General features: G+C 68.9%; 19 protein-coding genes and 2 pseudogenes. 4 read left to right on the top strand and 17 right to left on the bottom strand.

Annotated features, from left to right (window positions below):
* Nucleotides 1-14 precede the first annotated feature (14 nt).
* The 6 genes from H0W40_RS07100 to H0W40_RS07075 all read right to left on the bottom strand — a co-directional run bounded on the left by H0W40_RS07100 (nucleotide 15) and on the right by H0W40_RS07075 (nucleotide 11,366).
* A complete protein-coding gene (locus H0W40_RS07100; RefSeq protein ID WP_292444718.1) occupies nucleotides 15-1,232 on the bottom strand; it encodes a methyltransferase domain-containing protein in 1,218 nt (405 codons plus the stop codon).
* 240 nt (nucleotides 1,233-1,472) lie between these two features.
* A complete protein-coding gene (locus tag H0W40_RS07095) occupies nucleotides 1,473-3,965 on the bottom strand; it encodes a hypothetical protein (protein ID WP_292444716.1) in 2,493 nt (830 codons plus the stop codon).
* A 142-nt stretch (nucleotides 3,966-4,107) separates the two neighbouring features.
* Nucleotides 4,108-5,610, bottom strand: a complete 1,503-nt coding sequence (locus H0W40_RS07090; protein ID WP_292444713.1) for an efflux transporter outer membrane subunit — start codon at nucleotides 5,608-5,610, stop codon at nucleotides 4,108-4,110.
* A gap of 210 nt (nucleotides 5,611-5,820) precedes the next feature.
* Nucleotides 5,821-9,108: an efflux RND transporter permease subunit gene (locus H0W40_RS07085; protein ID WP_292444710.1), complete on the bottom strand. Its 3,288-nt coding sequence runs from the start codon at nucleotides 9,106-9,108 to the stop codon at nucleotides 5,821-5,823.
* A gap of 45 nt (nucleotides 9,109-9,153) precedes the next feature.
* Nucleotides 9,154-10,398, bottom strand: a complete 1,245-nt coding sequence (locus H0W40_RS07080; protein WP_292444707.1) for an efflux RND transporter periplasmic adaptor subunit — start codon at nucleotides 10,396-10,398, stop codon at nucleotides 9,154-9,156.
* Between the two features lie 92 nt (nucleotides 10,399-10,490).
* Nucleotides 10,491-11,366, bottom strand: coding sequence for an alpha/beta hydrolase (locus H0W40_RS07075; RefSeq protein WP_292444705.1), 876 nt, complete (start codon nucleotides 11,364-11,366; stop codon nucleotides 10,491-10,493).
* Between the two features lie 184 nt (nucleotides 11,367-11,550).
* Here H0W40_RS07075 and H0W40_RS07070 point away from each other — a divergent pair, with 184 nt between their 5' ends.
* The 3 genes from H0W40_RS07070 (at nucleotide 11,551) to H0W40_RS07060 (ending at nucleotide 13,525) form a co-directional block, all read left to right on the top strand.
* Nucleotides 11,551-12,546 carry a LysR family transcriptional regulator gene (locus H0W40_RS07070; protein ID WP_292444702.1) on the top strand — a complete coding sequence of 332 codons (996 nt, stop codon included), beginning with the start codon at nucleotides 11,551-11,553 and terminating at the stop codon, nucleotides 12,544-12,546.
* A gap of 40 nt (nucleotides 12,547-12,586) precedes the next feature.
* Entirely contained in the window at nucleotides 12,587-13,126 is a 540-nt protein-coding gene (gene gloA / locus H0W40_RS07065; protein ID WP_292444699.1) for a lactoylglutathione lyase, read from the top strand.
* 147 nt (nucleotides 13,127-13,273) lie between these two features.
* Nucleotides 13,274-13,525, top strand: a complete 252-nt coding sequence (locus H0W40_RS07060) for a hypothetical protein (protein ID WP_292444698.1) — start codon at nucleotides 13,274-13,276, stop codon at nucleotides 13,523-13,525.
* Nucleotides 13,526-13,589: 64 nt separating this feature from the next.
* Here the strand turns inward: H0W40_RS07060 and H0W40_RS07055 are convergent, their stop codons facing one another.
* The 5 genes and pseudogenes from H0W40_RS07055 to H0W40_RS07035 form a co-directional block, all read right to left on the bottom strand.
* Nucleotides 13,590-14,303 (bottom strand): (5-formylfuran-3-yl)methyl phosphate synthase, encoded by a 714-nt coding sequence (locus tag H0W40_RS07055; protein WP_292444696.1) that lies wholly within the window; start codon nucleotides 14,301-14,303, stop codon nucleotides 13,590-13,592.
* Nucleotides 14,304-14,464: 161 nt separating this feature from the next.
* Nucleotides 14,465-15,031 (bottom strand): annotated as a pseudogene (locus tag H0W40_RS07050) (DUF447 domain-containing protein); the annotation flags it as partial.
* 290 nt (nucleotides 15,032-15,321) lie between these two features.
* Nucleotides 15,322-16,743: pseudogene (locus tag H0W40_RS07045) on the bottom strand (DUF6513 domain-containing protein); the annotation flags it as partial.
* On the bottom strand, nucleotides 16,722-17,327 hold the full coding sequence (locus H0W40_RS07040) for a flavoprotein (RefSeq protein ID WP_292444759.1): 606 nt from the start codon (nucleotides 17,325-17,327) through the stop codon (nucleotides 16,722-16,724). The gene H0W40_RS07040 and the pseudogene H0W40_RS07045, both read right to left, overlap by 22 nt.
* A 136-nt stretch (nucleotides 17,328-17,463) precedes the next feature.
* Nucleotides 17,464-19,566 carry a sigma-54-dependent Fis family transcriptional regulator gene (locus tag H0W40_RS07035; protein ID WP_292444695.1) on the bottom strand — a complete coding sequence of 701 codons (2,103 nt, stop codon included), beginning with the start codon at nucleotides 19,564-19,566 and terminating at the stop codon, nucleotides 17,464-17,466.
* 284 nt (nucleotides 19,567-19,850) lie between these two features.
* On the opposite strand from H0W40_RS07035, the gene H0W40_RS07030 reads away from it, so the two are divergent.
* Nucleotides 19,851-20,234: a dihydroneopterin aldolase gene (locus H0W40_RS07030; RefSeq protein WP_292444756.1), complete on the top strand. Its 384-nt coding sequence runs from the start codon at nucleotides 19,851-19,853 to the stop codon at nucleotides 20,232-20,234.
* Between the two features lie 99 nt (nucleotides 20,235-20,333).
* On the opposite strand, the gene fae is transcribed toward H0W40_RS07030, so the two are convergent.
* From fae to H0W40_RS07000, 6 genes are all read right to left on the bottom strand, one after another.
* Nucleotides 20,334-20,843, bottom strand: a complete 510-nt coding sequence (gene fae / locus H0W40_RS07025) for a formaldehyde-activating enzyme (protein WP_292444694.1) — start codon at nucleotides 20,841-20,843, stop codon at nucleotides 20,334-20,336.
* A 96-nt stretch (nucleotides 20,844-20,939) separates the two neighbouring features.
* On the bottom strand, nucleotides 20,940-21,812 hold the full coding sequence (locus H0W40_RS07020; RefSeq protein WP_292444693.1) for a triphosphoribosyl-dephospho-CoA synthase: 873 nt from the start codon (nucleotides 21,810-21,812) through the stop codon (nucleotides 20,940-20,942).
* A gap of 207 nt (nucleotides 21,813-22,019) precedes the next feature.
* A complete protein-coding gene (locus tag H0W40_RS07015) occupies nucleotides 22,020-22,937 on the bottom strand; it encodes a RimK family alpha-L-glutamate ligase (protein ID WP_292444692.1) in 918 nt (305 codons plus the stop codon).
* Nucleotides 22,938-23,330: 393 nt separating this feature from the next.
* Nucleotides 23,331-24,377, bottom strand: coding sequence for a methenyltetrahydromethanopterin cyclohydrolase (mch, locus tag H0W40_RS07010; protein ID WP_292444689.1), 1,047 nt, complete (start codon nucleotides 24,375-24,377; stop codon nucleotides 23,331-23,333).
* Nucleotides 24,378-24,493: 116 nt separating this feature from the next.
* Nucleotides 24,494-25,711, bottom strand: a complete 1,218-nt coding sequence (locus H0W40_RS07005) for an ATP-grasp domain-containing protein (RefSeq protein WP_292444688.1) — start codon at nucleotides 25,709-25,711, stop codon at nucleotides 24,494-24,496.
* Nucleotides 25,712-25,734: 23 nt separating this feature from the next.
* Nucleotides 25,735-26,598: an NAD(P)-dependent methylenetetrahydromethanopterin dehydrogenase gene (locus H0W40_RS07000; protein WP_292444753.1), complete on the bottom strand. Its 864-nt coding sequence runs from the start codon at nucleotides 26,596-26,598 to the stop codon at nucleotides 25,735-25,737.
* Between the last annotated feature and the right edge of the window lie 11 nt (nucleotides 26,599-26,609).

Raw genomic sequence — 26,609 nt, 5'->3', positions numbered from 1 at the left:
GCACCGCGCAGCACTCAACGCCGGGTCAAATAGACGAACATCCCGTCGATCGATTGCCGCTGGTCTTCGCGGACCGGCTCGCGCAGCAGCCGGGCGACCTCGAAGCCGTGCCGCGCGGCGAGTTCACGCACGTAGCGCTCCGACTGCGCATAGCGCAGGCTCGGCAGCAGCTCGAAATCGTGCGATTCGCTGCTTGTCAACTCGGCGGAAAAGCAGAACACGCCCGCTGATTCCATGACGCGGTGCACGGCAGCGAACACGGGCGCGAGATCGCCGATGTAGATGAACACGTCGGCGGCCAGCACCAGGTCGAAGCGCTCGTCCGTGGTGTTCAGGTAGTCGGTGATGTCCGCGTGAACGAGCCGCTCGTAGAGGCCGAGCGCTCGGGCCTTGTCCAACATCCGATCCGACAGATCGACGCCGGCAAGCCGTTCGGCCAGCGGTTTGACCAGCGGGCCGCACAGGCCGGTGCCGCAGCCCAGGTCCAGCGCCGATCGGAAGCGGCGCACGTTCAGCCCTTGCAGGTGGCCGACGAGCACCTTGTGCGCCCGGTAGTGCAGCACCTGCACCAAGTGTTCATCGAACTCGCCGGCGTACTCGTCGAAGAGCGGTTGCACGTAGCGCTTCGGCGCGGTCGTGGGAGTGTTCCGACCGCGGATCGAAGCCAGGTAGTAGCCGTTCAGTTCGGCATTGCCGCCATGGGCGATGGCTTGCTCGTAGGCATGAGCGGCTTCGTCTAGGCGCCTGGCTTCGCGCAGGATGCCGCCGAGGTTGCTCCAGGCTCGTGCCAGCTTGGGGTCGATCGCAAGCGCACGCTCGTAGGAAACGAGTGCCTCGTCGTGGCGGTTCAGGCTTTGCAGCGTCTGGCCGTGGCGCAGCCAGCCTTCGCCCAGCGCGCCGTCGAGCGCAAGCAGTTTCTCGAAGCCGGCCAAAGCTTCTTCGTGGCGACCCAGATCGCCGAGGGCGCTGGCGCGGTGGATCCAGGCGTCGCGGTTCTCGGGTTCGACGGCCAGCACCTGATCGGCCGCGGCCAGTGCTTCCTGTGGCCGCGACAGCGCCAGCCGTGTGGCGGCGAGGTTGACCAGCGTGGTCAGCCGTCCCGGCACCAGGGCCAGCGAGGCAAGGAAATGCTGCTCGGCATCGGCGAAGCGGCGGGCACCGAAGCACGCGAGGCCGTCGAAGAACAGCGTCTTCGCCTGTTCGAACGGGTCAGTGGCGGCGGGCTCGGGCATGGAAGAAGTCTTTCTGCCGGGCCGCCGAAGGATCGCAGCGCGCGGTGTCGGCCTGCAGGATGCACCGGGGCGATTATCCGGCTCGCTCGCTCGTTCTCGTCGCTGCTGATCGTGTGCCGCTTCGCCCTGGGGCGCCGGCGCGGGTCCTGCGAATTCGGTGCGATTCGCAGGGTTCGCGTCGAGCGTTGCTGGTGAGGAGTTGTGACACGCGGCGCATGTCACACGCGCAAAGCTTCAGGGCTACGCCAGATCCAGCACCGCCCGATCCACCGTCACCGTGCCGTCGGCTGCGATCACCACCGCCCCGACCTGAATGGCCGCGGCCAGCTCGCTCTTGCCGATGCGCCCGTTGCCGTCGCCGAACACGCGCATGAGGGCGTCGATGTCTTCGCCGCTGGCGTTCAGGCGGTAGCCGGCCTCGCCGAAGCCGTCCCTGAGGTCGCTTTCGTCGGCGCTCTCGGCCTTGGCCCCCGCATCGACCACGCGCGAGGCGATGTGGCCGGCCTGGCTGCGTTGCTGCGCCTGCAGTACGGCGGTATCGACGGTGACGGTGCCGTCGTCGTGAATGACGAGTGCCCCGTCGGCGAGGGCCTGGGCGAGTTCGTCTTCGGTCAAGGCGCCGCTGCCGCTGGCGCCGTAGGTGGCGATGAGGCGGTTGACGGCGAAGGCGTCGGTGAAGTCGCTGCCGTCCTGCCCGGCCTTGAGGTCGTAGCGGGCTTCTTCGAAGCCGGCGATGAGTTCCTTGCGGTTGGCGTAGCCGTCGCTGGTGGAGCCGGCCTGCACGACGCGCTGGGCGAGGTTGAGCTGGTCCTGGCTGGGCTGGGCCGGGGCCTCGGGCTGAGCCTGGGGCTGGGGCGCGCCGCCCGGCAGGCTCTGATCGTCGCCGCCGCCGCTGCCGGTGAGGGTCTGCAAGGCGCCGATGGCCCCGATATTGACGGCGGCGATGTCGCCCTGTTGGTCGAGGACGCTGTCGATGAGGTGGTCCAAAGGCTTCTTGTTGTTCTCCAGGGCCCGATCGACGAGCCGGGTGCCGGCGGCAAAGCCGAGCGCGCCGCCGAACAGGCCGCCGACGAAGCCGCCGACGGCGGCGGTGACGGGGCCGACGAGGGCGCCCAGGGCGGCGCCGACGCGTGCGCCGACGGCTGCTCCGCCCACACCCAGGCTCAGGCCGCCGAGCAGTTCGGCCAGGGCCTTGCGGGTGGCCGGGGCGCTGTGGTCGCCGTTCTTGACGTCGGTGTGGATGGCCTTGGCCAGGCCAAGGACCATGGCGGTCAGGGCCGCGCCCTCCAGGCCCCGGCCGGTCAGGCGCAGGGCGCTCTTCACAGCGGGGTGCTTGAGCATCTGCGCGGCCAGGTCCCGGGAGCCCTTCCACAGGCTGACCTCGGCGGCTCCGGCGATGTCCGCGCGGTTGGCCGGGCCGTGCGTGGCAGCGGCTGCGCGGATGTCGGTGTGGACGGCCGTGCCGGCAGCGGTGCCGGCTTCGCCGAGGGCGGCGTCGGCATCCGAGTGAGCTTGGGCGGGGACGACCTCATCGATCGTCACGTCGGTGCCGCCGGGGTCGAGTTCGCCCGGCTCGCCTTGGGGTTCCTGCACCCTGAGCGGGTCGCCCATGGGCTCGATCTCCATCAACCCGGACTGTTCGGCTTCCACCCTTGCCGACAGTGAGGCATTGGTCGCGGCATCCTCGGCGACGGCGATGTCGACCCGGTCACGGCTCGCCTGGTCGGCAGCGGCCCGCGCCCGATTGAAGGCCGCGAAGCGAGCGCCGATCTCGTGCGGCTCGGAGTTCTCGACGTCAGCCAACGCCGACTGCACCTCGGTGGCGGTCCCGCCTGCTGCCCAGTACAGGGAGATCGCGTCCACGGCCTCGTTTGCGCACACGAGTGCGTAAGCCCGGACTTGCTGCGCGGCCCTCACCGCGGCGGCTGCATCGGCACCGCCCTCCAGCGCTTCGGCTTCGTCGATGGCCTGCTGGAACACGGCGTCCGATGCGGCATCGCCAGCGTCGTGCAGTGCCGGAGCGCTGTCGCTGATGAGTGCCCTGAGGGCGGCGACGGTGGCCGGATCGCCACCTGCCGCCTCCAGCCGGTCGGCGGCGGCATTGATGGCGTCGTTGGATACCTGGTTGGCCGTGTCAGCCATGTCCGTGGCAGACGACAGGAGCAGCTGCGCTGCGATGCGATAGGTGGTCGCACGCGAAGCCTGGGCTCTTGTCGCGTAGTCCAAAGCGTGGCCCGCGTTTTGCCGTGCTTCGCGGGCCGCACGGGCCAGCCCGGCATCCCCGGGATTCGCCCGGGCAGCCTGCTCGGCGGTGCGTGCCACGACGGTGGCCGCGGCCGCCGCCGAGCGCGCCTCGCGTGCGAAGTCGTCGGCGGCCCTGGTATCGATGAAGCCGGAGGTGTCGCCGCCGGCCGCCGCGAGCATCGCCTGATACGCCACGTCGGCCGCTTGGTCGGCGGCCGCCGCGGCCCGGGTAGCCAGGTCGCCTCCGGCGCCATGGAAAACCGGGGGACCGTCCGGCGCAACGGTGTCGGTTTCGAGCGTTTGGCGCCGGCCGCCGGCACGGTGCAGGCTGACGGTGGGCGTGTTCGCAGGAGAGCTCGGTGACCCGTCGGCTTCTTTCAAGGCGGCGTACAGCGCGCTGAGAGCCTGCCCATCGAGCGAGGCCGCTGCGGGCTTGAAGAGGCGGCGGGACGCGGCGGCGGATCGGTGGGAAACGTCGGTGACTGTCATGGGTGTGGCGCTGTGTGTTCAAAGAGCGTACGTACTCATTCGTCCAGCGGAATTCAAGCTTGAGGCCCGATGAGTGAAAGCAGGCCTGAATGCCGCGCGGCTTGCGACGTGTCCCGCTGTTTGGTCTTGCAGCCGCCTGTTCTCAGCCGCCTTGACCGCCCCGCGCCGCAAGCGAACCCGTCACCGCGGCGGGAGCAACCTGCGCATTCGCCCCTTCCCATCCCCCACCCAGCGCCCGCACCAGCCCCACCGTGGCCTGATACCGCGCCGAGCGCACCTGCAGCGCCTGCCGGCGGTTGAAGAGCTCGCTGCGCTGCGCGTCGAGCAGTTCGAGCTGGCTCACGTAGCCGTTGCGCCAGCGCGAGTTCGACAGCAGCGTGGCGCGGGTGGCGGCAGCGACTGCGCGGGACTGCGCTTGTGCCTGCTCCGAGAGAAGGCGCAGCGCGGAAAGCTGGTCTTCGACATCGCGGAACGCAACGAGCACCTGCTCGCGGTAGCCGGCCAGCGCGGCGTCGAGCTCCGCGCTCGCGCTCTGCACGCCGGCCTCGCGCCGGCCGCCGTCGAACAGCGGCAGCGAGAGCAGCGCGCCGATGCCCCAGGCGCGTGCCGACCACTGGAACAGGTCGCCGAGTTCCGGCGAGGCATAACCGCCCGAAGCGGTGAGCGAGAAGTTCGGGAACCACGCGGCCTGCGCCACGCCCACGCGCGCCTGCGCGGCAAGCATGGCGCTCTGCGCGGCCGACACGTCGGGCCGGCGCGCGAGCACGGTGCTGGGTATGCCGGCCGGAATCACCGGCAAGGCGGTCGCCCAGTCGCTTGCGTCGATTTCGAAGCCGGAGGCGGCCTCGCCGACCAGAACCGCGAGCGCGTGTTCGAGCTCGGCGCGCTGGCGGTCGAGGGCCAGCGCTTCGGATTCCGTGGCGGCGACTTCCGTGCGGATGCGTGCAACGTCCAGCTCGGCGATGTCGCCGGCTTGGTAGCGGCGTTCGGTGAGGCTCAGTGTGTCGCGGTAAGCGGTGACCGTCTCGCGCACCAGTGCGCGCTCTTCATCGACTGCGCGCAGGGCCAGGTAGGTTCGGGCCACGTCGGCCTGCACGAGCAGGCGCGTGCTCTGCAGCAAGGCTTCGCGCGCATGCGCATCGAGCGCGGCCGCCCGGCTGGCGGTGGCGAGCCGGCCGAACAGGTCGAGCTCGTAGCTGAGGTCGGCGCCGGCGCCGAGGAAGGTCGTTGCGGTGCTGCCGGTGTCGGCCTGGGTGCCGCGCGAGGCACTGGCGCCGACGCCGACCTGCGGCGCGCGGTTGGCATCGGTGGCGCGCAGGATGGCGCGGGCCTGGGCGAGCCGCGCCGTCGCGACCTGGATGGCGTTGTTGGCGCGGCCGGCGCGCTCGACCAGATCGGTGAGGGTCAGGTCGGCGAAGGCTTGCCACCACTCGCCGCGGGCCTGCGGCTCGGCGGGGGCGGCGAGTGTCCAGCGGTCGTCGTGTTCCCTGAAGCTGGCGGGGGCGACCGGCAGGGAGGCGGGATCGATGGCGGGCGCGGTGACGCAGCCGGCGAGGAGGAGGGCGGCGAAGAGGGGGGCGAGGAGTGAATTCAGGCGAGCGCTTGGAGGCCGTTGGAATTCGGCTGCGGCAAGTGTTGGTTTCATGTGGGTTGCCTTTGGAGAGTTGTCGTTTGTTCGTGGGCTCGGCGAGCGTGAGCGTCCTGCTTTGCTCCCTCTCCTGCGTACTCGTGGGAGAGGGCTGGGGTGAGGGGATCGGCCGATGCAGTGCGCTGTGCTTTGCTGATAACGCATCCCGTCTTCGGAGACCCTCACCCCAACCCTCTCCCGCGTGCGGGAGAGGGGGCGGAGAAGGCATCACTCGTGATGCGACACCGGCGCGGCTGGCACCGGCTTAAGGTTTGCACCACCTGCACCACCTGCACCACCTGCACCGCTGGCACCGCTGGCACCGCTGGCACCCTGCGAGCCAGCAAAGCCTTCGACATGCGGCACCTCACCATGCAACTTGAGCGGCCGATTGCCGGTCATCCGGCGCAGCAACACGTAGAACACCGGCGTGAGGAACAGGCCGAAGGCGGTCACGCCGATCATTCCGGCGAACACGGCCACGCCCATGGCCTGGCGCATCTCGGCGCCGGCGCCGGTGGACAGCACCAGCGGCAGCACGCCCATCACGAAAGCCAGCGAGGTCATCAGGATCGGGCGCAGGCGCAGACGGCTCGCCTCGATGGCGGCCTGTACCGGGCTGCGGCCCGCGAACTCCAGCTCGCGCGCGAACTCCACGATCAGGATCGCGTTCTTCGCACTCAAGCCCACTAGCACGATCAACCCGATCTGCGTGAACACGTTGTTGTCCCCTCCGTCCAGCCACACGCCCGTCATCGCCGCGAGCAGGGCCATCGGCACGATCAGGATGATCGAGAGCGGAAGCGTCAGGCTCTCGTACTGCGCGGCGAGCACCAGGAACACGAGCAGGATGGCGAGCGGGAAGACCCACATCGCCGAGTTGCCGGCCAGGATCTCCTGGTAGGTGAGCTCCGTCCACTCGAAGCCGATGCCGGGCGGCAGCGTCTCGGCGGCGATGCGCTCCACGGCGTCCTGCGCCTGCCCCGACGAATAGCCCGGCGCGGCACCGCCGTTGATGTCGGCAGAGAGATAGCCGTTGTAGCGCATCGCGCGCTCCGGCCCGAAGCTGCTGCGCACGTTCATCAGGGCCGACAGCGGCACCATCTCGCCGGTCGATGAACGCACCTTGAGCAGGCCCACGTCTTCGGCACGCGCGCGGTGGGCGGCGTCGGCCTGCACGCGCACGGTGTAGGTGCGGCCGAACTTGTTGAAGTCGTTCACGTACAGCGAGCCGAGGTAGATCTGCATCGTGTCGAACACGTCGGTCACCGCCACGCCGAGCTGGCGTGCCTTGGTGCGGTCGATGTCGGCGTAGAGCTGCGGCACGTTGACCTGGTAGCTCGAGAACAGCCCCGCGAGCTCCGGCGCCTGCTGGGCCTTGGCCATGAAGGCCTTCACCGCTGCGTCCAGGCCTTCGTAGCCGAGCGAGCCGCGGTCCTCGAGCTGCAGCTTGAAGCCGCCCGTGGTGCCCAGGCCCTGCACGGGCGGCGGCGGGAACATGACGACGAAGGCTTCCTCGATCTGGCTGAACTGCTGGTTCAGGCTGGCGGCGATCGCGCTTGCACTGAGGCTCGGATCCTTGCGCTTGTCGAAGGACTCGAGCGGCGTGAAGACGATGCCCGAGTTGGAGCTGTTGGTGAAGCCGTTGATCGACAGCCCCGGGAAGGCGACCGCGTGCTCGACACCGGGGGTCTTCAGTGCGATGTCGCCCATGCGCCGGATCACGTCTTCCGTGCGGTCGAGCGTGGCGCCGTCGGGCAGCTGCGCGAAGCCGATGAGGTACTGCTTGTCCTGCGCCGGCACGAAACCGCTGGGCACCGCCTTGAAGAGGCCGAAGGTCACCGCGAGCAGCGCGAGGTACACGCCCATCATCACGGCCTTGCGCGAGATGGCGCGCGTGACGCCGCCGCTGTAGGCCGATGAGCCGCGCTTGAAGACGCGGTTGAAGGCGCCGAAGAAGCGGCCGAAGAGCTTGTCCATCACGCGCGTCAGCCGGTCCTTCGGCGCGTCATGGCTCTTGAGCAGCAGAGCGGCAAGAGCAGGCGAAAGGGTCAGCGAGTTGATTGCCGAGATCACCGTGGAGATGGCGATCGTGAGCGCGAACTGCCGGTAGAACTGCCCCGTGAGACCGCTGATGAAGGCCAGCGGCACGAACACGGCCACGAGCACCAGCGCGATCGCGATGATCGGGCCTGACACCTCGCGCATGGCGCGGTAGGTCGCCTCGCGCGGGCTCAGGCCCGCTTCGATGTTGCGCTCCACGTTCTCGACCACCACGATCGCGTCATCGACGACGATGCCGATCGCCAGCACCAGGCCGAAGAGGCTCAACGCATTGATCGAGAAGCCGAACAGGTGCATGACCGCGAAGGTGCCGATCACCGACACCGGCACCGCCAGCAGGGGAATGATCGACGCGCGCCAGGTCTGCAGGAACAGGATCACCACCAGCACCACCAGCGCCACCGCTTCGAGCAGCGTGTGGATCACCGATTCGATCGACGCGCGCACGAACTGCGTCGGGTCATAGACGATCTCGTAATCGACGCCTTCGGGCATGTACTGCTTGAGCTCGGCCATCGTCTCGCGCACTTGGTTCGAGATTTCGATGGCGTTGGAGCCGGGCGCCTGGAAGATCGGCACGGCCACGGCCGACTTGTTGTCGAGCAGCGAGCGCAGCGCGTACTCGGCCGCGCCGAGCTCGATGCGGCCCAGGTCGCGCAGCCGCACGACCGCCCCGTCGCCGCCGGTCTTGACGATGATGTCGCCGAACTCCTCCTCGCTTTGCAGCCGGCCCTGCGCGTTGATCGAGAGCTGCAGATCGACCCCGGGCAGCCCCGGCGACGCGCCCACCACGCCGGCCGCCGCCTGCACGTTCTGCCCGCGGATCGCCTGCACTACGTCGCTCGCCGACAGGCCCCGCTCCGCCACCTTCTGCGGATCGAGCCAGATGCGCATGGAGTAGTCGCCCGAGCCGAACAACTGCACCTGGCCCACTCCCTCGATGCGGGCCAGCCGGTCCTTGACATTGAGCACCGCGTAGTTGCGCAGGTAGGTCATGTCGTAGCGGTCGTTCGGCGAGAGCAGGTGCACGACCATCGTCAGGTCGGGCGAGCTCTTGACCGTGGTGATGCCCAGGCGGCGCACCTCTTCCGGCAGGCGCGGCTCGGCCTGCGACACGCGGTTCTGCACGAGCTGCTGCGCAAGGTCGGGGTCGGTGCCGAGCTTGAAGGTGACGGTGAGCGTCATGAGCCCGTCGGTGGTGGCCTGGCTGCCCATGTAGAGCATGTCTTCCACGCCGTTGATCGCTTCTTCCAGCGGCGTGGCGACGGTCTCCGCGATTACCTTGGGGTTGGCGCCCGGGTACTGCGCGCGCACCACCACCGAGGGCGGCACGACCTCCGGGTACTCGGAGATCGGCAGGCCGCGCAGCGCGATCAGGCCCGCGATCAGCATCAGCAGCGAGAGCACGCCGGCGAAGATGGGCCGGTCGATGAAGAACTTGGACAGGTTCATGGTTTCCTACCTCTTGTTTGCGGGGCTTCGGGCTCGTCGGCCCGATCAGGATTGCGGGGCTGCCTTGGCGCGGGCCTGCACTTCGGGTTTGATGTCCATCGCAACCGGCTTGGGCTCGACCAACGCGCCCGGACGAATGCGCTGCAGTCCGTTGACGACGATGCGCTCGTCGGCCTTCAGACCGTCCGTCACGACGCGCAGGCCCTCGACGTGCGCGCCGAGCGTCACCTCGCGGTACGCGGCCCGGTTGTCTGCGCCGACCACCATCACGAACTTCTTGTCCTGGTCAGTGCCCACCGCGCGCTCGTTGACCAGCAGTGCGCTGCCGTTGCGGGCGTGGCCCATGCGCAGCCGGGCGAATTGGCCGGGCATCAGGCTGCCGTCGGCGTTGTCGAACACGGCGCGCACGCGCACAGTGCCGCTCGCCGCATCGACCTGGTTGTCGACCAGTTGCAGCCGGCCGACCAAGGGCGTGCCGCTGCTGGCCGCTGTGCCCATCTGCACGGGAATCTGTTCGAGCAGGCTGCGTGCGCTCGCGCCTGCCTTGCCGAGGCCTTGCAGTTCATTCAGCGCACGGGCGACGACCTGTTCGTCGGCCTCGAAGCTGGCGTAGATCGGGCTCACCGAAACGAGCGTGGTCAGCACGGGCGCGCCGGGCCCGGCCGCCACCAGGTTGCCGACGGTCACCTCGAGCCGGCCCACGCGGCCGGCCACCGGCGCGCGGACCTGCGTGTAGCCGAGCGAGAGGCGTGCCGACTGCAGCGCGGCCTGCGTGGCGCGCAGGCTCGCATCGGCCTGGAGTTGCGCGCTGACGCGCTCGTCGTACTCGCGCTGCGCGATGGCGCTTTCCTGCAGGAGGCGCCGGGCGCGATCGAGCTCGCTGTGCGTGTGGGTCACGCGGGCCTGCGCGGCGGCGACCTGCGCTTCGGCCTGTTCCACCTCGGCCGCATAAGGCGCCGGGTCGATGGTGATGAGCAGCTCGCCCCGCTTCACGAGGGCGCCTTCGCGGAAGTGCACCGAGCGCACCGCTCCGGCGACACGCGATCTGACGTCCACGCGTTCCACCGCTTCGAGCCGGCCCGAGAACTCGTCCCAGGCGGAGACCTCGCTGCGCACGACCGTGGCCACCGAGACCGGCGTGGCGACCGGTGCTTCGGTCGGCGCTTCGGCGCTGCTGGTCTGCATGCCGAAGAAGGCGGCGCCGACGGCGGCGATCGCGGTCAGCGTCGTCAAGACAATGCCGGCGGCGGCGAGCCGCGAACGGGTGCCTTCGAGGAGGGAACGTGTCATGGCGGTTTCCTGATTTCGAGTTGTTGAATGGGGGATCGAAAAGCGACGCGTGAGCGGCGGAACGGCACGCGAGGCCGTCTAGAAACGACGGCTTATGCAGCGGTAGGCGGATCGCCGCCGCTTCTTGCCTGATCCGCCGAAAGAAAGCGGCGCAGCCTGTCGCGCAGCGCAGCAGCCCAGACGGGCTCGGCTTGCGGCGTTTGCATGAAGGCACAGGGCCAGCCGGTCGGCGCAGGCAGGAGCGCTTGTTCGACGATGACGCCCGCCTCGCGCAGGCGCTCGGCGTATGCGTGCGTCTCGTCGCGCATCGGGTCGTCCTCGGCAGTGATGAGCAAGGTCGGCGGCAGGCCGGCCAGACGCAGTGCGCGGCCGGGCGCCGCGTAAGGGTGAATCGCGTCGTCGGGGCCGGCCAGATAGTCATGCCAGCCGTCGGCCCAGCGGCAACCGACCGGGCCGGCTTGCGCCTTGCGCAGCGAAGCGGTCGCCACGCAGGTGTCGAGCATGGGCGACAGCAGGATCTGACCGGCGAGTTGCGGCTGTTGCTGGTCGCGTGCCATTGCCGCGACGGCGGCTGCAAGGTTGCCGCCCGCTTCTTCACCTGCCACCCAGAGATTCGCGGCCGGGCCGGCCAGCCGGCCGCGCTGGCGATGCGCCCATTCGAGCGCGGCATGGCCGGCTTCGACGGCTGCGGGAAACGGCTGCTTCGGCGCGAGCGGGTAGTCGATCGAGATGACCACCGCGCCGGCCTCGGCGAGCAGGCCGGCGACGAGCTCGCCACTGTCCAATCCGCCGCTGACGAAGGCGCCGGCGTGGAAATGCAGCACCAGCGGCCGCCCGGATGCCGAATTCGAAGGCGCGGCCGTGCGGCTCCGTTGTCCGTAGATGCGGGCCGGCAGCGAGCGGGCTGCGTCGAGCGGTATTTGCTCGTTGGTCGGCGCGGCGAATCGATTGAACGGGACGGTGGACATCTGCATTTCGCCTGAGGGCGGTAGATCTTGTTGCGATGCAGCAGAAGATAGATCGTGACCCCCCGTTAATAAATAGCCATGTCGCTCATGCTTTATTTCGCCAACGCAACAATCGGCGCCTCTCAGGCGGTTTCCAACCCCTACAAAATCACGACGCCAGAGCGCCCCAAGAGGAGGAGGACCGATGGACAAGTTCGCTGCAATGCAGGCCTTCGTGCGGGTCGTCGAGGCCGGCAACTTCACCAAGGCCGCCGATTCGATGGCGCTGCCCAAGCCCACGGTCACTCGGCTGATCCAGTCGCTCGAAGGCCACCTGCACACCAAGCTGCTCAACCGGACGACTCGGCGCGTGACGGTCACGCCCGACGGCGCCGCCTACTACGAGCGCGCGCTGCGCCTGCTGGGCGAGGTGGACGAGCTCGAAGCGGGCATGTCGCAGGCCAAGGCCAACCCGCGCGGCCGGCTGCGCATCGATATCAGCGCCTCACTCGGGCGCCTGGTGCTCGTCCCGGCGCTGCCCGAGTTTCACGCCCTGTACCCGGACATCCAGATCGACCTCGGCGTTACCGACCGGCCGGTCGATCTGATCGGCGAGAACGTCGATTGCGTGCTGCGCGGCGGCGTGCTCACCGACCAGTCGCTGGTGGCGCGGCGCATCGCGGAGCTGCATTTCATCGCTGCCGCCTCGCCCGGCTACCTGAAGCGCCATGGCGTGCCGCGCCATCCACGCGATCTGGAGACCGGGCACACGGTGGTGAACTATTTCTCATCCCACACCGGCCGCATCTTCCCCTTCGACTTCACGAAGAACGGCGAGCGCATCGAGATCCGGGGGCGCCACATCGTCTCGGTCAACGACTCCAATGCCTACGTGGCGGCCGCGATCGCCGGTCTGGGCGTGCTGCAGGCACCGTCGTTCATGCTGGAGGTCTGCATCGACCGGGGCGAACTCGAACCCGTGCTGGCCGACTGGTGCGTGGACCCGCTGCCGCTGCACGTGGTGTACCCGCCCAACCGGCACCTGAGCACCAAGCTGCGCGTGTTCGTGGACTGGGTGGCCGAGCTCTTTGCGCGCAACGATCTCATGCAGCGGCGGTGCACCCTGCCGCCGCCCGAGCCGGCGGCACAGTTCGCGCCCATTTGCGTGCGCGCGCTCAGCGAATCCACGGCAAACCCGTAGAGTCGGCCGAGCATCCCTCCCTTCTTTCTGGAGTCACGCCATGAGCTTCACCACCGAATCCCACCCCGGCGTCTGCGAGCAGCCGCCCGCTGCGTCCGCCGGCTTCACGCTCAACCACACGATGCTGCGCGTGAAGGACCCGAAGGTCGCGCTCGACTTCTACACGCGCGTGTTCGGCATGCGCGTGCTGCGCAAGCTCGACTTCCCCGAGATGAAGTTCACCCTGTACTTCCTGGCCCGGTTGGCCGGTGGAGAAGCCCCGCCGCCGGACGATGCCGGCGAACGCACCGCCTGGACCTTCGCACAACGCGGCGTGCTGGAACTCACCCACAACTGGGGCACGGAGGATCAAGCCGACTTCCGCTACCACGACGGCAATGCGCAGCCGCAGGGTTTCGGCCACATCTGCTTCTCGGTGCCCGACCTCGACGCCGCCGTGCGCTGGTTCGACGAGAACGCCGTGCCCTACGTGAAGCGCCCGGAGCAGGGAAAGATGAAGGACGTGGCCTTCATCAAGGACCCGGATGGTTACTGGATCGAGATCGTGGAGCCCGCGCGCCTGAAGCAACTCGGCCGCTGAGCTGGCTACGAAGCCACAACGGCTGAGTTTCTTTGCAGCAAGCTGTCATTTGCGCGGTGCAGCACATGGTTTTCACGTAGTTTCCAAAGGTTGAAAAGGGTCGAGCGGTCACATCCGGTTCGCTATATTGCTCAACAGGAGGACACCATGCCCAATCCCGTTGCGAAGCTTGATCGTGGCTTGCCGCTCAGCCGGGGTGAGCGGCTCAACGTGCACTTCCGCGAGGCGGTCGATCGCATCGAAACCGGCCGCTCGGCCCAGCTCGATGCCGGGGAACTGGCCGACTACATTGCCCTGGGCTGGCTGCAAGGGGCGGGCGAGCAAGTTCGCCTGACCATCATGGGCGCCTGCGTCTACAACGAGATGCTGCGCGTCTGGTCCAGCGGCACGTCGGTTTGATTCACTTCCGGCTGCGGCGGTAGCGCCGGGCCGCCGCCCAGGCAGGGCCTGCTGTCCCGGCTGATCAAGCCGGCGTCAACGTAGGCCAGGTCGGGCTCGAGGCGGGCGTTGGCCGATGCAGGGCCGCACGCAGTTCGCGCAGGCGCGGCACGCTGAGCGCTTCGGTGCGCGCACCATCGCAAACCGCGCTGCGAAAGCCGGCGAAATCGGGCGCCAGCGCGGCCAGGTGCGGCAGGTGTTGACGGCGCAGCGCGCCGGCCAGGCCGCTCAGCTTGCCGGCCGCGCGCACGCGCAGTACGAAGCGCTGGAGGGCCGCATCGTCCAGCACGTCGAACAGGCTGCCGCGCGCCTTGTCTGCGGTGTCGAGCATCAGCGCCGGGAAGTCGTGCTCGCAGGCGCGCGCGAGCAGGGCTTCGTCCAGGCCTGCGTCGGCGATGAACACGGGCACCACCGCCGCGTCGCATTGCGCCAGTGCATCGAGCAAAAGCCGTGCGCCGGGCAGCACGCCGACCTTCACGTAATCCACGCCACACGCGGCCGTGGCGGCCACGCGCTCGAGCACGGGACCCCGCGCATCGGCCGCGAAATCGCCGACCGTCGCGCTGATCGGCCGACCCGGATACCGCGCGCGCAGCGCCGCCACGACCGCGCTCAACGTTTTTAGCGGCAGGGCGCCCAGCGCGCCGGCGTGCGGTTCCTTGCAGTCGATGAAGTCCGCGCCGGCTTCCGCCGCCAGCAGCGCCTCGTCCACGCTGCGCACGCTCACGAGCAGCTTCATGCTCCGCCGCCTGCGCCGCCTGCGCCGCCTGCGCCGCCTGCGCCGCCTGCGCCGCCCATGCTGCCTGCGCTGTCTGCACTTCCTGTGCCGCCTGTGCTGCCTGCGTCGCCCGTGTCGTCCGCGCTGGCTTCGCTGCCTTCAGGGGCCGGCGCTGCGCCCTTGCGGTGCCGTTCGATGGCTTGGAGCAGCCAGCCCCAGGCTTCGCGTTCCTCGGGCCCGGCAGTCTTGTCGATGGCGATTCGCAGGTAGGCCAGCTCGGCGTCGATCTTCTCGGCGCTCAGCATGTGCAGGCGACTTACCAGCACTGCGCCTTCGATCACCGCGGCCTGCGCGCGGTTGAAGCCGATGTAGGGCGCGTGCTGCGCTTCATGCACTCGCGCCATGGTCAACACCGGGCGCTGCGCGTCGTCGCTCTGGGCGTGCAGCTTCAGCTCCACGTGGCCGAGCGCTGCGGCCAGCCGCACGCCGCTGATGCGCTCGGCCGCCACCATCGGCCACTCGCGCCGACCCAGCCAGCGCGCCGCCACGCAAGCGGCGAACACGCGCGTGTCGGTCAACAGGTTGAGCACCGCGTGGCCCGTGGCGGAGATGTTGTCGAACGTGGTCGAGGGGCGAAACGGCATGAGGATGACGTGCTCGCCGCGGTAACGCACGCCCATCGGCGCCACATGCGGTGTGCCGTCGGGGGCGACGGTGGTGACCACCGTTTCGAAGATCTGGTCGTTCATGGGTTCGTGTGGTTCTCGGGTCAGCGCCCCTCACCCCGGCCCTCTCCCCGCACGCGGGGCGAGGGAGTAAGGCCGTCGTCCATCGGGGCGGACGTAACGTTCTTCGCGGCAGGGGCTGACTTTGCTTGCGGTGCAGTGGAAGCCGGCGTTGGTCTCTTTACGGCAAGTGCTGGAGATGTTCCCTCTGCAGCCGAAGCTGGCGTTGCTCCCTCTGCAGCCGAAGCTGGCGTTGCTCCCTCTCCCACGGAAGTGGGAGAGGGCTGGGGTGAGGGTTTTCTCGTGCCGGCCAGCGTCGTCCCCGGCGCACACCATTCATCCTTGCTTTCGCGCGACCGCTCCGCCGCCACGCCCCAATCGAGCGGCTGGTCCTGCACGTAGCGCTTGCCCAGCTTGAAGGCGATCTCCGCCTGCGCCAACTCCACACCCATGTAGAACGCATGCGCCGCGTCGTTCTCGAGCCCGAGCTGGGGCCACAGCGCGAAGGCATCCTGTGCGAGCCGCATGCCATCGCGGTTGTACACGTGCAACCCTTCAGGCGAAATCTGCACGCGGAAGTTGGGGTCGCGCACCAGCGCGGCGGTGGCCGCGATTTCTTCCGGCGTGTCGGGAAAAGGCTGCTTGTCGTGCGTCGTCATCAGACCGCCGCTCAAGCCCTTGGGGAGCGTGTTGTGACGCGCCGCCGCGTGCATGATGCGGCGCGCCAGGTCGGCCTCCTTCACGGCGCGCCGCGCGTGCTTGCTCACCTGCGTGGTCAGCACGGCCGCTACCTGGAGCTCGGCACAAACGCCGAACAGCACTGCGTTGATGCCGCTCGTGTCGGCCTCGGTCAGCTCCGTGACGTTACCGATGCCCATCATGATCGGTGCTTCAGGGAAGCGTTGGCGCAGGGCGTGATAGCGCACGAGCGAATTCGTGAAGCCGAAGGGAATCGGATCGAGGATCGGGTCGGCGAGGAAGGGCTTGCCGCGCCGCTGCATCTGCTCGATGGCTTCGAACAGCGAAGCCATGTCGCTCTGGTCGCTGGCGATCAGCACGGGCGTGGCCGCGCACTCGTCGGCCACCCACAGCGTCTCCAGCTTGAGACTAAGAAGGTAGTCGGCGCCGGCGCGGCCGCCGCGCAGCAACTCGTCGGTGAGCATCGAGTCAACGCTCACCGACAGGCCTTCGCCTTTGAGCGCGCGCACGCTGTCTTCCAGGTGCTCGAACGGTGTGGCGGGCAGGCAGCCGAGGTCGATCACGTCGGCGCCGTCGCGCGCCAGCTCCCTGGCGCGCGCGACGATCTGCTCGACCGTTAGGCGCGGTGCATCGACGATCTCCGCGAAGATCGCCACCTCGTATTCGTTCAGGTCGATGGCGCGCGCTTCGCGGTTGAAGAACTGCGGCAAGTCCTTGAGCTCCTCGGGCCCGCGCTGCACGACGATGCCGTAATGCGTGCTCAGCGCATCGACGTCGCCGCGGCAGCGCCCGGGCAGCAGCAGGCGGTCGGCGCGCAGCGGCGAGCCGCCTTGCACGGCGGCGTGATGAATGCCTTCGGGCGCGCTCTCCAGGGGTGCTGCCACTCGGCGCCTGACCATGTCGGTCGTCATCAGCCCGGCGACCTGCAGGCCGATCTCGCGCACCTCGTAGCTGAAGGCCGGTGGCTCGATCGACGCCAGCACACGCTCCAGCGACGGCTGCGCCAGCCGGCCAGTCAGGAAGACGATGTGTTCCATGCGAGCTTCAGCGTCTTCAGGCGCGCGTCGAGCGCGGCTTCGAGTTCGTCGGGCGTGGTCAGCACTTCGCAGAAGTCGATGGCACGCAGGCGCGCCACGTTCTCCAGCTCGATGGCGCGCGGCCGCAAAGTGAGCCAGTCGGTGTCGTGCGTGTGCGGCGCCTTGGTCACGACCACCGGCTCGGTGTCGCAGGCGAACACGAGGCCCGGCACACCGAGCTTGCCAGCCTGCGCGAACATGTTGGTGGGCAGCGTGTCCGACAGACCGAGCGCGCACTTGGCGACCGTGTTGCTCGTGGCCGGCGCGATGACGACGGTGTGATACGCCTCGGCATACAAGCGACCGACCGGCACAGCACTCGCGCTCTTGTCGAGGAACACGCGAAATCGCTCGCGCAGCGCTTCGACCTTGATGCCGTAGAAAGGCAGCACTTCGTCGGCGGCGGCCGAGAGAAACAGGTCGACCCGCGGCAGCCGTGCAGCCAGCGCAAGCGATTCCTCGAGGTAGTGGCCGGAGCCGGTCACGCACCAGGCGAAGCGCGAGCGTGGAGGCTCGGCGCCAGCCGGAGCCTGATCGTCACCCAGCTCGGCGGCCCACCGTGCGGCGTCGTCGCTGTCGGCTGCCAAGGCGCGGTCGACCACATCGGCGGTCGAATGAATCACAGCCAGACTTGCGCGCTCGCGCTGCCAATTGTTCTGTCCGCGTGCAATGGTGCGCCGCTCAGGCGCCGGCCGCTTTTGCGGCACCGTTCGGGGCGTCCGGATGGGACAGGGCGATGTGCAGCTTGTGGAGCTTGCGGTAGAGGGTGTTGCGGCTGACATCGAGCGCCTTGGCGACATTGCTTACGTTCCAGCGGTGCTGCTCGAGCAGTTGCAGCAGCACCTCGCGCTCCTTGGCCTGGAGGGGGCCCAGCCGCGGCAGCGCCGGGCTTGCATTGTCGGCGCTCGGCGTCGGCGAAGCCGTCGCGGATGCCGGCGACGAGGGTGCGGTCAACGGCACGGCGAGACCACGTGGGGTCTCGCTCAGCGAGGGCAGGTGTTCGACGCCGATCGTTGCCGCGCCATCCGCCAGTGCCAGCGCCGTGCGCAGCGCATGGCGCAACTGACGCACGTTGCCCGGCCAGGGGTGCTGTTCGAGAAGAGCCTGTGCGCCGGCGCTGAGGCGCGGTGCGCTGCCGCTACCGTTGCCCATATCACCGCCTGCGCTCGCCTCGCGCGCCAGCAGCCGCTCGATCAGCGCGCGCTTGTCGCTGCGTTCGCGCAGCGGCACGAGCGCCACCTCGAAGCCTGCCAGGCGGAAATACAGGTCTTCGCGGAAGCGCCCTTCGGCCACCGCGCGCACGAGATCGTGGTGGCTGGCGCTGATCAGCTGGAACTGCACGTCGAGCGTTTCCTCGGCGCCGAGCGGCGTGACCTTGCGCTCGTCGAGTACGCGCAGCAACCGCGCCTGCAAGGGCAGCGGCATGTCGCCGATCTCGTCGAGAAACAGCGTGCCGCGGTCGGCCTCGAGGATCTTGCCGCGTCGTCCGCTGCGCTGAGCGCCGGTGAAAGCGCCGGCACGGTAGCCAAACAGCTCGGCCTCGATCAGGCTCTCGGGCAGGCTGGCGCAGTTGATGGCGACGAAGGCACCGCCGGCCTTCGGGCTGGCGTCGTGCAGCGCGCGGGCGAACACTTCCTTGCCGCTGCCGGTTTCGCCGTGCAACAGCACCGGGATGTCGCGGGCGATGGCGCGGCGGGCCCGCTCCAGCTCGCTGTACAGCCGCGGATCGCCGAAGTCGGCGGCCGCCGCCGGGACCGATGCGGCCGCTTCCCCGCGCGGCTCGGAGCGAGGAGTCGGCGTGCGCGGCCGTATGGCATTCAAGGGCCCGGGCAGCGCATCGGCCTGCGCCGCCGAGGCCGAAGGGCGTGCCACCACGAAGAAGCGGCTCGCGCCCTGCGCGCCGTAGCTCACCACCGGATGGAAGGCGCTGCGCAGGCTGCGCTGCACGATCTCGTCCAGGCGGGTCTGGAACAGATCGCTCAGGCAGCGTGCGCGCAGCTCGGCCACAGAACCGATGCCGAGCTGGAAGAGGGCGCTGCGGTTGCCGGCCAGGATGCCGCCGTCGGCGTCGAGTGCCAGCCTGCCTTCGTGCAAGGTGTAGACGAACTCCGGCCGGCTGTGGAAGTGCAGCAGGTGCGCCTGCGGGTGGCGCAGCTCGAGCAGGCGGTTCTCGATCATCTGTGCCGTCATGCCCAGAAGCACCAGCGAGTGCTGCTGCTGCAGGCCCGAGCGGCTGGTGACGTCGAGCACGGCGGTCATGCAGCCCTGCGGGTCGAACACCGGCACGGCCGAGCAGGTGAGCGAGGTCAGCCGCGTGAAGAAATGGTCCTCGCGACGCACGGCGATCGGCGCTGCGGCGACCAGGCAGGTGCCCATGCCATTGGTGCCGGCCTCGGCCTCGCTCCACATTGCGCCGACGTGAAAGCCCAGCGGCGTCACCGCCTCGGCGAAGGCCGGCGAGGAAACGAGGTGCAGGATCACGCCGTCGGTGTCGGTCAGCACGACGGCCGACTCCGCGTCGGCGAGCTGCTGGTACAGGCTGGCCATCTCGTAGCGTGCGCAGTCGATCACGTCGGTGAGCCGCGCCTGGCGCTCGGCCAGCTCCGCCGCCGCGACCACGGCCGGGCAATGCGGCCGGTCGGGGTGCAGGCGGTGCTGCTTCAGGCAGCGCGTCCATGAGCTGGCCATCGCCTCGTCGCCGCTGGCGCCGCGCGAGCCTTCGCGCACCGCGCCCAGGATGCGGTGCGCATGCTCGCCCGCCTCGCGCAAGCCGATCATGTTCATAGCCGCCCTCCGTCATTGCGCCTGCCGATCGGGCGAGCCGGGAACACTGTGTTCATGTCGTCCTCTCCTGAGATTCGGTTTGTGTCGATTCTGGTGCACCGCAGCAAGCCGACCAATGCAGTGGAAGCCCGGGTCAGAGTAGCGCAGTGTTCCAAATTGAGTATGGCCCGCCGCTTGCAGCCGGGACGCACAATGAGAACCCGCCAGGAGACGCCTTGATTGCCCCACGCCAACACCTGCAGGCGCCCGCTTCCCTTGCATCCGGAGCGCCGGACGCCTTGCCGCTGGACCTCATCTTCATCGAGGGCTTCACCGGCCAGACCGTGATCGGCATCCACGACAGCGAACTGCACCGGCCCCAGACGATCCGCATCGACCTGACCGCCGGATTGCCACGCACCCGCGCCTGCGACACCGACAGCATCCGGGACACCATCGACTACGGCGTTGTGCGCGAGCGGCTGCAGCGGCTGCTCGGGGAACACAGGCTGAGCCTGCTGGAGCCCTTCGCTGAAGAGGTGGCCCGCATCCTGATCGGCGAGTTCGGCGCACACTGGGTCCGGGTTGTGGTTGCCAAGCCGAGGAAGTTCGACGACGTGGAGTCGGTAGGCGTGGCGATCGAGCGCTGGCGGGAGATCGAGCCGGCCGGCGGTGCCGCTGCCCGATAGCGCGGCCCTTTGACACACAAAAAAAGCCGACCGGGCGCCCGGTCGGCTTTTTCTTCGACGCTTCGGTTTCCGACGCAGCGCGCCGCAAGCCGAACGGTCTTACTTGGCCGCGAACGGGTGCGAGGCGCTGCCCTTCTTGGCGACCACTTCCTTGGCGGTCGGCGAGCCGGCCACGGCGCGCTGGATCGACTCCTTGACGGCCTGATAGTTGTAGTCCTGGATCTTCTTGTCGTCTTCGGCCATCCAGTGGATGAACACGCCGACGCAGATGAACAGGTTGTCGGCTTCGTCGGCCGGGATGGTGCCGTCCTCGACGCTGTCGGCAACGGCCATGGCCACGCCGCGCTGCGCCGGGCCGAACATCTGCACCGCCTGCTTGGCACCCTTGATCGTGACCTTGTTGAACATCACGGTTGCGGGCTTGGTCAGCAGGTTGGGCGCCACCACGGCGAGCAGGGAGGTGAAGCCGTCCTTGTTGTTCACCAGCGCGTTAGCGAAGGCGGACTCGGCGGCGCTGCCGCGCGGCCCGATCAGGAGGTCGATGTGGGCAACTTCGTTGCCGTCGCCCACGAGCGATTCGCCCACCATCAGTCGGTCGATCTTTGCCATGTTCGTAGTCTCCGTATGCAGTTCTGCAGGAAAAGAAAACACTGGTCGCGTTGCCAGTGAGCGGTGGAACTTACACGTTCCATGCCAAGAGCGCAATCAAGGAGAAGCAGGCAGCGAAACGGCGCCGAGTGTGCCAGCGAGGAACAGTGACGCCACTGTCAGATCGGCGCTCGTCCCGGGGTTGAGGCCGCGCGCCTTAAGGGTTTCGTCCCACGCGCCGAACGCCGGATCGGCGTCGAGCGACTCGCCCTGCTCGGCTCGTTGCAGCCAGGGCAGGGCCTCGGCCGTGACAGCCTGTGCCTGCACCGGGCCGAACTTTCGAACAATGTGTGCATCGGGAAAGCGGCCGAGGAACGCAAGGAACAGCGCCTGGACCGCAGGGGCGCCGACCGGCATGCCGTTGGCCGGGCGAAGCTTCTCGAGCGTGCGCAAGCCGGGGTCGAACAGGTCGGCATGGTCGTTCGCGTATTGCCAGGCGATGCGGTCGCGCCGGGCGGCCAGTCGCATGGCTTCGAGCAGGCTCACCGTGGGCTCGGCCGCAACGTCCTGCGCTTCGGCGCGGCCCAGGCCACCGGGGCGGGCCGCGCCGATGGCGCGGTAGGCGGCGCGGGCGTCCTCGACATCGAGTGCGGCGAGCACCGAGCGCAGGGCGGCTCGCAGGCTCGCCTCGCTGGGCGCGGCGCCGGCCTGCTCGAACGCAAGGGCGAGCGGAGCGCACAGCAGCACGATGCCCAGGTTGGTGTTGCAGCCGGCGACCGACAGCGTGGCAGCAACCGCCGCCTCGATGCGCGCGCCGACGCTTGCGCCTTGGGTGAAAAGCCCATCCTGCGCGGCCTGCGCGCTGGCGAGAAAGAGGCCGGCGTGCATGCCGTGGCCCGGCGAGGCCGCGCTCACATTGCCGGGCTTGCGCACCGCCACGTCGAGTGCACAGGCGCGAAGGAAGTTTCTGCGCAGGCGCTCGGCGTTCATTGGGGCACCTGCGGTGCGCGCAGCGGCTTGCAGGCCGCTGCCGCTCGGCGGGCTCGCCGCATGCGGCTCGAAAGCCCCGCCTCGCCCCTGGGCGCTGCGTGCCGTCCCGCCAAGCGGGAGCATGAGCCCTCGGGTCGGCCCGGTGTGCTCATGACGCAAGCTGCGCGCTACGCGCTGCGGAACTCACCTTGGCAGAGGCTCGGCAGTTCATGCTTGGCGACGCGCGCCGGCCTGCGCCAGCTTGCGCCCCAGACAGTCGGCCACCAGCGCCTCGGCGATGTTGAAGCGCGTCACCCGCTGCAGGCCCTGCCAAGCGGCCACGCCGTTGACTTCGAGCACCTGCGGGCCGTCGGGCGAGGGCAGGATGTCGATGCCGGCGTAATCCATGTCGAGGGCGGCGGCGGCGCGCTGTGCCAGATCGGCAAGTTCATCAGTGAGCACGGCCGGCTCGACGCGCGCGCCCTGCTTGACGTTGTGGATCCAGTGCTCGCTGACGCGGCGCATGGCGGTGAGCGCCTGCCCGCCGACCACCAAGACGCGCCAGTCGAAGCCGGGCGCCTGCATCGGCGGCACGAAGCGCTGCAGGTAGGCAAGTTCGCCGTAACCGCTGAGCGCGGGCAGCGGCACATGCACGCCACCCACGTGGCCGACAAGCTGCAGCCCCTTGCCCTGCGAGCCGAACAGCGGCTTCAACACCAGCGCATGGCCGGCCGCGCTTTCGCGCGTGACGAGGCGCTGCGCCTGCGAGGCCGATTCCATCGCCCAGGTGGGCGGCGTGGCGACGCCCGCGGCGTGCAGCAGCAGGCTGGTCATCGACTTGTCGACGCTGCGCTCGATGGCGCGCGCATCGTTGTAGACCGGCACGCCGAGTTCGCGCAGCGCATGCAGCACGCCCAGGCGCTTGGTCACCTGCTCGAAGCTGCCGCCGGCGATGCCGCGCACGAGTGCGGCGTCCGGCAACCCGGAGCCGTAGCCCGGGATCACCAGGCCGTGCCAGGCGGCCGTGGTGTCGATGCGGCAATCGGCCAGGTCGATGCAGCGGCCCTCGGCCCCGCGCGAGCGCAGCGCGCGCTGCAACTGGCGGGTGTGCCAGCCGGTTTCGTCGGTGAAGAGGGCGACGCGCATGAGAAACCAGCGATCAGAAAAGGTCAAGCGGCCGAAAAACAGCGAACATCGAAACTCGCAGGCTCGTCACCAGCGCCGAACGTCAGTCGCACCACTGCTGCTCGCAGGGCACGCCGTTGTCGTTGCCGTCCATCTTCACGCCAGGGGAGCTCTTCAAGAGAAAGTGGCTTCGGCGCAGGACGTCATTTGTGAGCAATGGGTTCGCCCGTCGCATTTGAAAGTTGGCGACGCTACGGGCTCCGGTCCGTCGATCGATGCACCGGTCGATTCGCCCGCCTGCACGTCGCCTTGCGCGTGAGCACTCTGATATTTCGTGTAGCCCTGCCAGCAAACGGCCGCAAGGATCAGCAAGATTGCCAACCGGATCGTGCGCAGTCCCTGGGCCTTTTCATATCAAGCCTCGTCCAGCCACTGCTCGCGCAGCAGTTGCAGATTCAACCGCCCCGCATGCCAGGTCTTGCCCGATTCCAAGCTCGATACCCACACCTCGGCCGGCGCGAACAGCGCGCCGTCGATCTTGTAGAAGTCGAACTCGGCGGCCTTGAAGATGTCGGCGAACCCGCGGCCGTAGTCGCGCGAGTTCTGCGAAGGCAGTGATTTGGCGAGCAGGCGCGCGGCGTCGTCGCCGCCGCGCACGGTGAGGTGCACGCGGCCGCCGTAGAGGATGGCGTCGTTGGTGCGGCCCATGGCGTCCAGCGCGTCGGCGCCGGGAGCAGGCAAGGGCGCGCTCGCCACACCTTCGACGATGTGTTCGAGCGCGAAATGCAGTTCGTGCGCCTTGTGCAGCGCCACCTCCAGCACGCGCGCTACCACTTGCGTGGTGCCGGCGAGGCTCTTCGTCGGCGTGAGGATGAGCGTCAGCTGCTCGGGTGCCAGGCCGCAGTCGCGCAGCACCTTTTCGATCACCACCGGCGGCGGCACGCGATCGACTTCGAGCACCAGCACGCCGCTGCGTCCAGCGGCCGGCATCGGGTCGCGGTAGCCGAGCTCTGCGAACAAGGCCTCCTTGCCGGCGAGCGCCCGCGCCGGGCCGGAGCCGAGCGAAAAGAACTTCTTGCCGCCGGCTTCTTCCTTGCTCGCGGCGAGGCTCCAGCCGGCGTACTGGCTGGCCAGGCAGGCGAGCACCGGCTGGCTGCTGCGGACTTCCAGCCAGCTCGGCCAGCCGGCGGTGGAGTCGGACGCTCCTTGTGCCGCGAGCTGCACGCTGCCGAGGCCGCCCATGCAGATTTCGCCGATCAGGATACCGGCTTCGATGCTGCCGGGCGCTTCGATGCCGGCATCGATGAGGCTCACGCCGCTGTCGTCGCGCGACACGGTGATGCCCAGGCGCTGCGCCTCATCGACGAGGCGCTGGACGAGCGCTTGTGCGCTCGCGTTGACGCTGAGGGGGTGGTTGGCAAACGGGGAGGTGCTGCCGTTCGCTGCGTTCGGGTTACTCATTGCGGACTTTCGTGATGCGCTGGTTGTATTTCCCTCTCCCTCTGGGAGAGGTAGGGTGAGGGCTTCGGCCTTCGCACTTGAACCGATACCTCTTGTCCGAAGGTTCCGGCTGGCTCTCACCCCAACCCTCTCCCAGAGGGAGAGGGAGGAAAAGGATCGGTGCTGTCTGGAAGATTGTTGCCTACCGCCCATTCGTGGCGCAGTCGTCGGCGTTTGTCTGCAAGCTCGGCCCGAACGGCAGCCACGCTTGCACCACACGCGCTGACGCTGCACACCGGGTCGCCGGCTTCAAAGCGACTGCCGGCGGTGGGCAAATCGTGGCAATCGGCGCATGCGGCCAGCGCTGCGGCTTGCGCGGCGCTCAGCCGCAGGGCCGTGCGCGCGAACACGATCTCGCTGCCGCGCAGTGCGGGCTCGTGCTCATCATCGTGTTCGTGCGCCCATACCGGCGCAGGCAAAGACCCGGCAAGACACGCCTCGACATGGCCGCGCATCAGCGCGCCCGTGTGCAGACCCATGCTGGCCGAGGGGCGCGGGTTGATTTCAAGCAGCCAGAACTGCCGGCCGTCGTCGATGAAGTCCAGGCTGGCCAGGCCACGCAAAGAGAAGGTGCGTGTCAGTGTCTGCAGCATCGCGTCGAGCGCGGCAAGCCGCTGGGTCGACAACAGCAAGGGACCGATCGCGCCGCGGTACACGCAAGGCCGTGCACCGAGCGCGTGCACGATGAGCTCGTGGCAGCCGATCAAGCGGGCTTCGCGGCCGTTGCCGATGATCAGCGCCGACATCGGCGTGCCGGCCTGTTCGCGCTGGAAGTACGGCCGGCGTTCGGGCTCGATGGCGTGCGCGCTGTCGGCCGGCCGAATGTGCCAGCCGCCGGCGCTGCGCGCGTGCTTGCACAGCCAGCCGCGTGGATCGTTCGGCGCGGCAAGTTGCGTCTCGGGGTGCGGCAGTCCCAGCGCGCCCAGCACCTCGAAGAAAACCGCCGGATCGCGAACCCGGCGCACCGCGTCCGGCGCCGTGCCGATCAACGGCAGCAAGGCCGCGCCGCGCTCCAGCAGCTCGGGTTCGCATTCCAGATCGCTGCCCGCCACCCAGCCGATCACATGCGTATCGGCAGCGGTCTCGGTCAGTGCATGCAGCAGGCGTTCGGCATCCAGCCGCAACGCACCGGGCCGCCCGATCGGCTGCCAGCGCTGGGCGGCGCGGCGCGTGTCGGCATCGCCGAAGGCGTCGAGCGCAATCACGCCATAGCCGTCGCGTGCAGCGGCCTCGGCCATCAAACGGGCACTCAGGCCGGCCACCACCAGGGTCGGCCGCGCGCTCGTCGTCGTCACGGCTGCTGGCCCGTCACCGCCGCTCAGGGCGTTTCTTTGAGCACCGTGCGCGCGACCGCCAGTGCCTCGGGAAAGCTCAGGTAGACCGGCTTGTCGGCAGCCTGTCGCATCTGCACCAGCAGGCGGTGCTGGACCTGGTACTTCACGTTACCGATCGCCAGAGCGCCGATGCCGACGGCACGGGTACCCGGTAGCAGCTTGCCGCAGTCCATCACGCCGACGCCGGCGATGCCCTCGGGCGGCACCGCGTTCACATCGGCAGCCACGAGCAGCCGGGTGGCCACGGTGAGGTCGGATTCGCTCAGCACCTGAACGCCGGCAGCGGCTGTGCCGAGCACCACGTCGGCCTCGGCAATGGAAGCGCGGATCGCCTCGACGCCCTTGCCCGACACGCCACTCATGGCGCTGCCGAAGCGCACATTGGTCTCATCCGCCGCATGCTGCGCGGCCTCGCTGCCCTGTCGGCTCGACAGGCGCACGTCGGCGCCGAGCTGCTGCGCCAGCACGCCGGCGATGCGGCCCACGGTGCCGGTGCCGCCGAGGATCACCACGCGCTTGCCCGCGAGGTCGGTGCCGTGCACCTTCTTCAGCTGCGACTCGACGCAGGCGACCATCGCGGCCGCAGTGGTGTAGCTGCCGCTCGGGTCGGCCATGACTGAAACGACGAAAGGCTTGACCATCGCCTGGCGCGCCTTGTCGAGCATGTCGGCGGCGAGCAGCACGTCGCGCCCCCCGATGAAGATGCCGGTCCGCGCCACGCCCTTGGGGCCACGCGAGAAGATCGCATCCTGCGTGAGGCCGGCCACGCCGTCGAGCGTGACCTCGCTGTAGCTGGGCAGCATCTGGTAGCCGGCATCGGCTGCCATGTTGATGTCGAACGGGCTCATCTGCTTGCCCG

The organism is Methylibium sp. (genome assembly GCF_013817345.1).
Classification (GTDB): Bacteria; Pseudomonadota; Gammaproteobacteria; order Burkholderiales; family Burkholderiaceae_C; genus Methylibium.
Note: the sequence above shows the minus strand (reverse complement) of the source record. Positions and strands in the feature narration are given on the sequence as shown.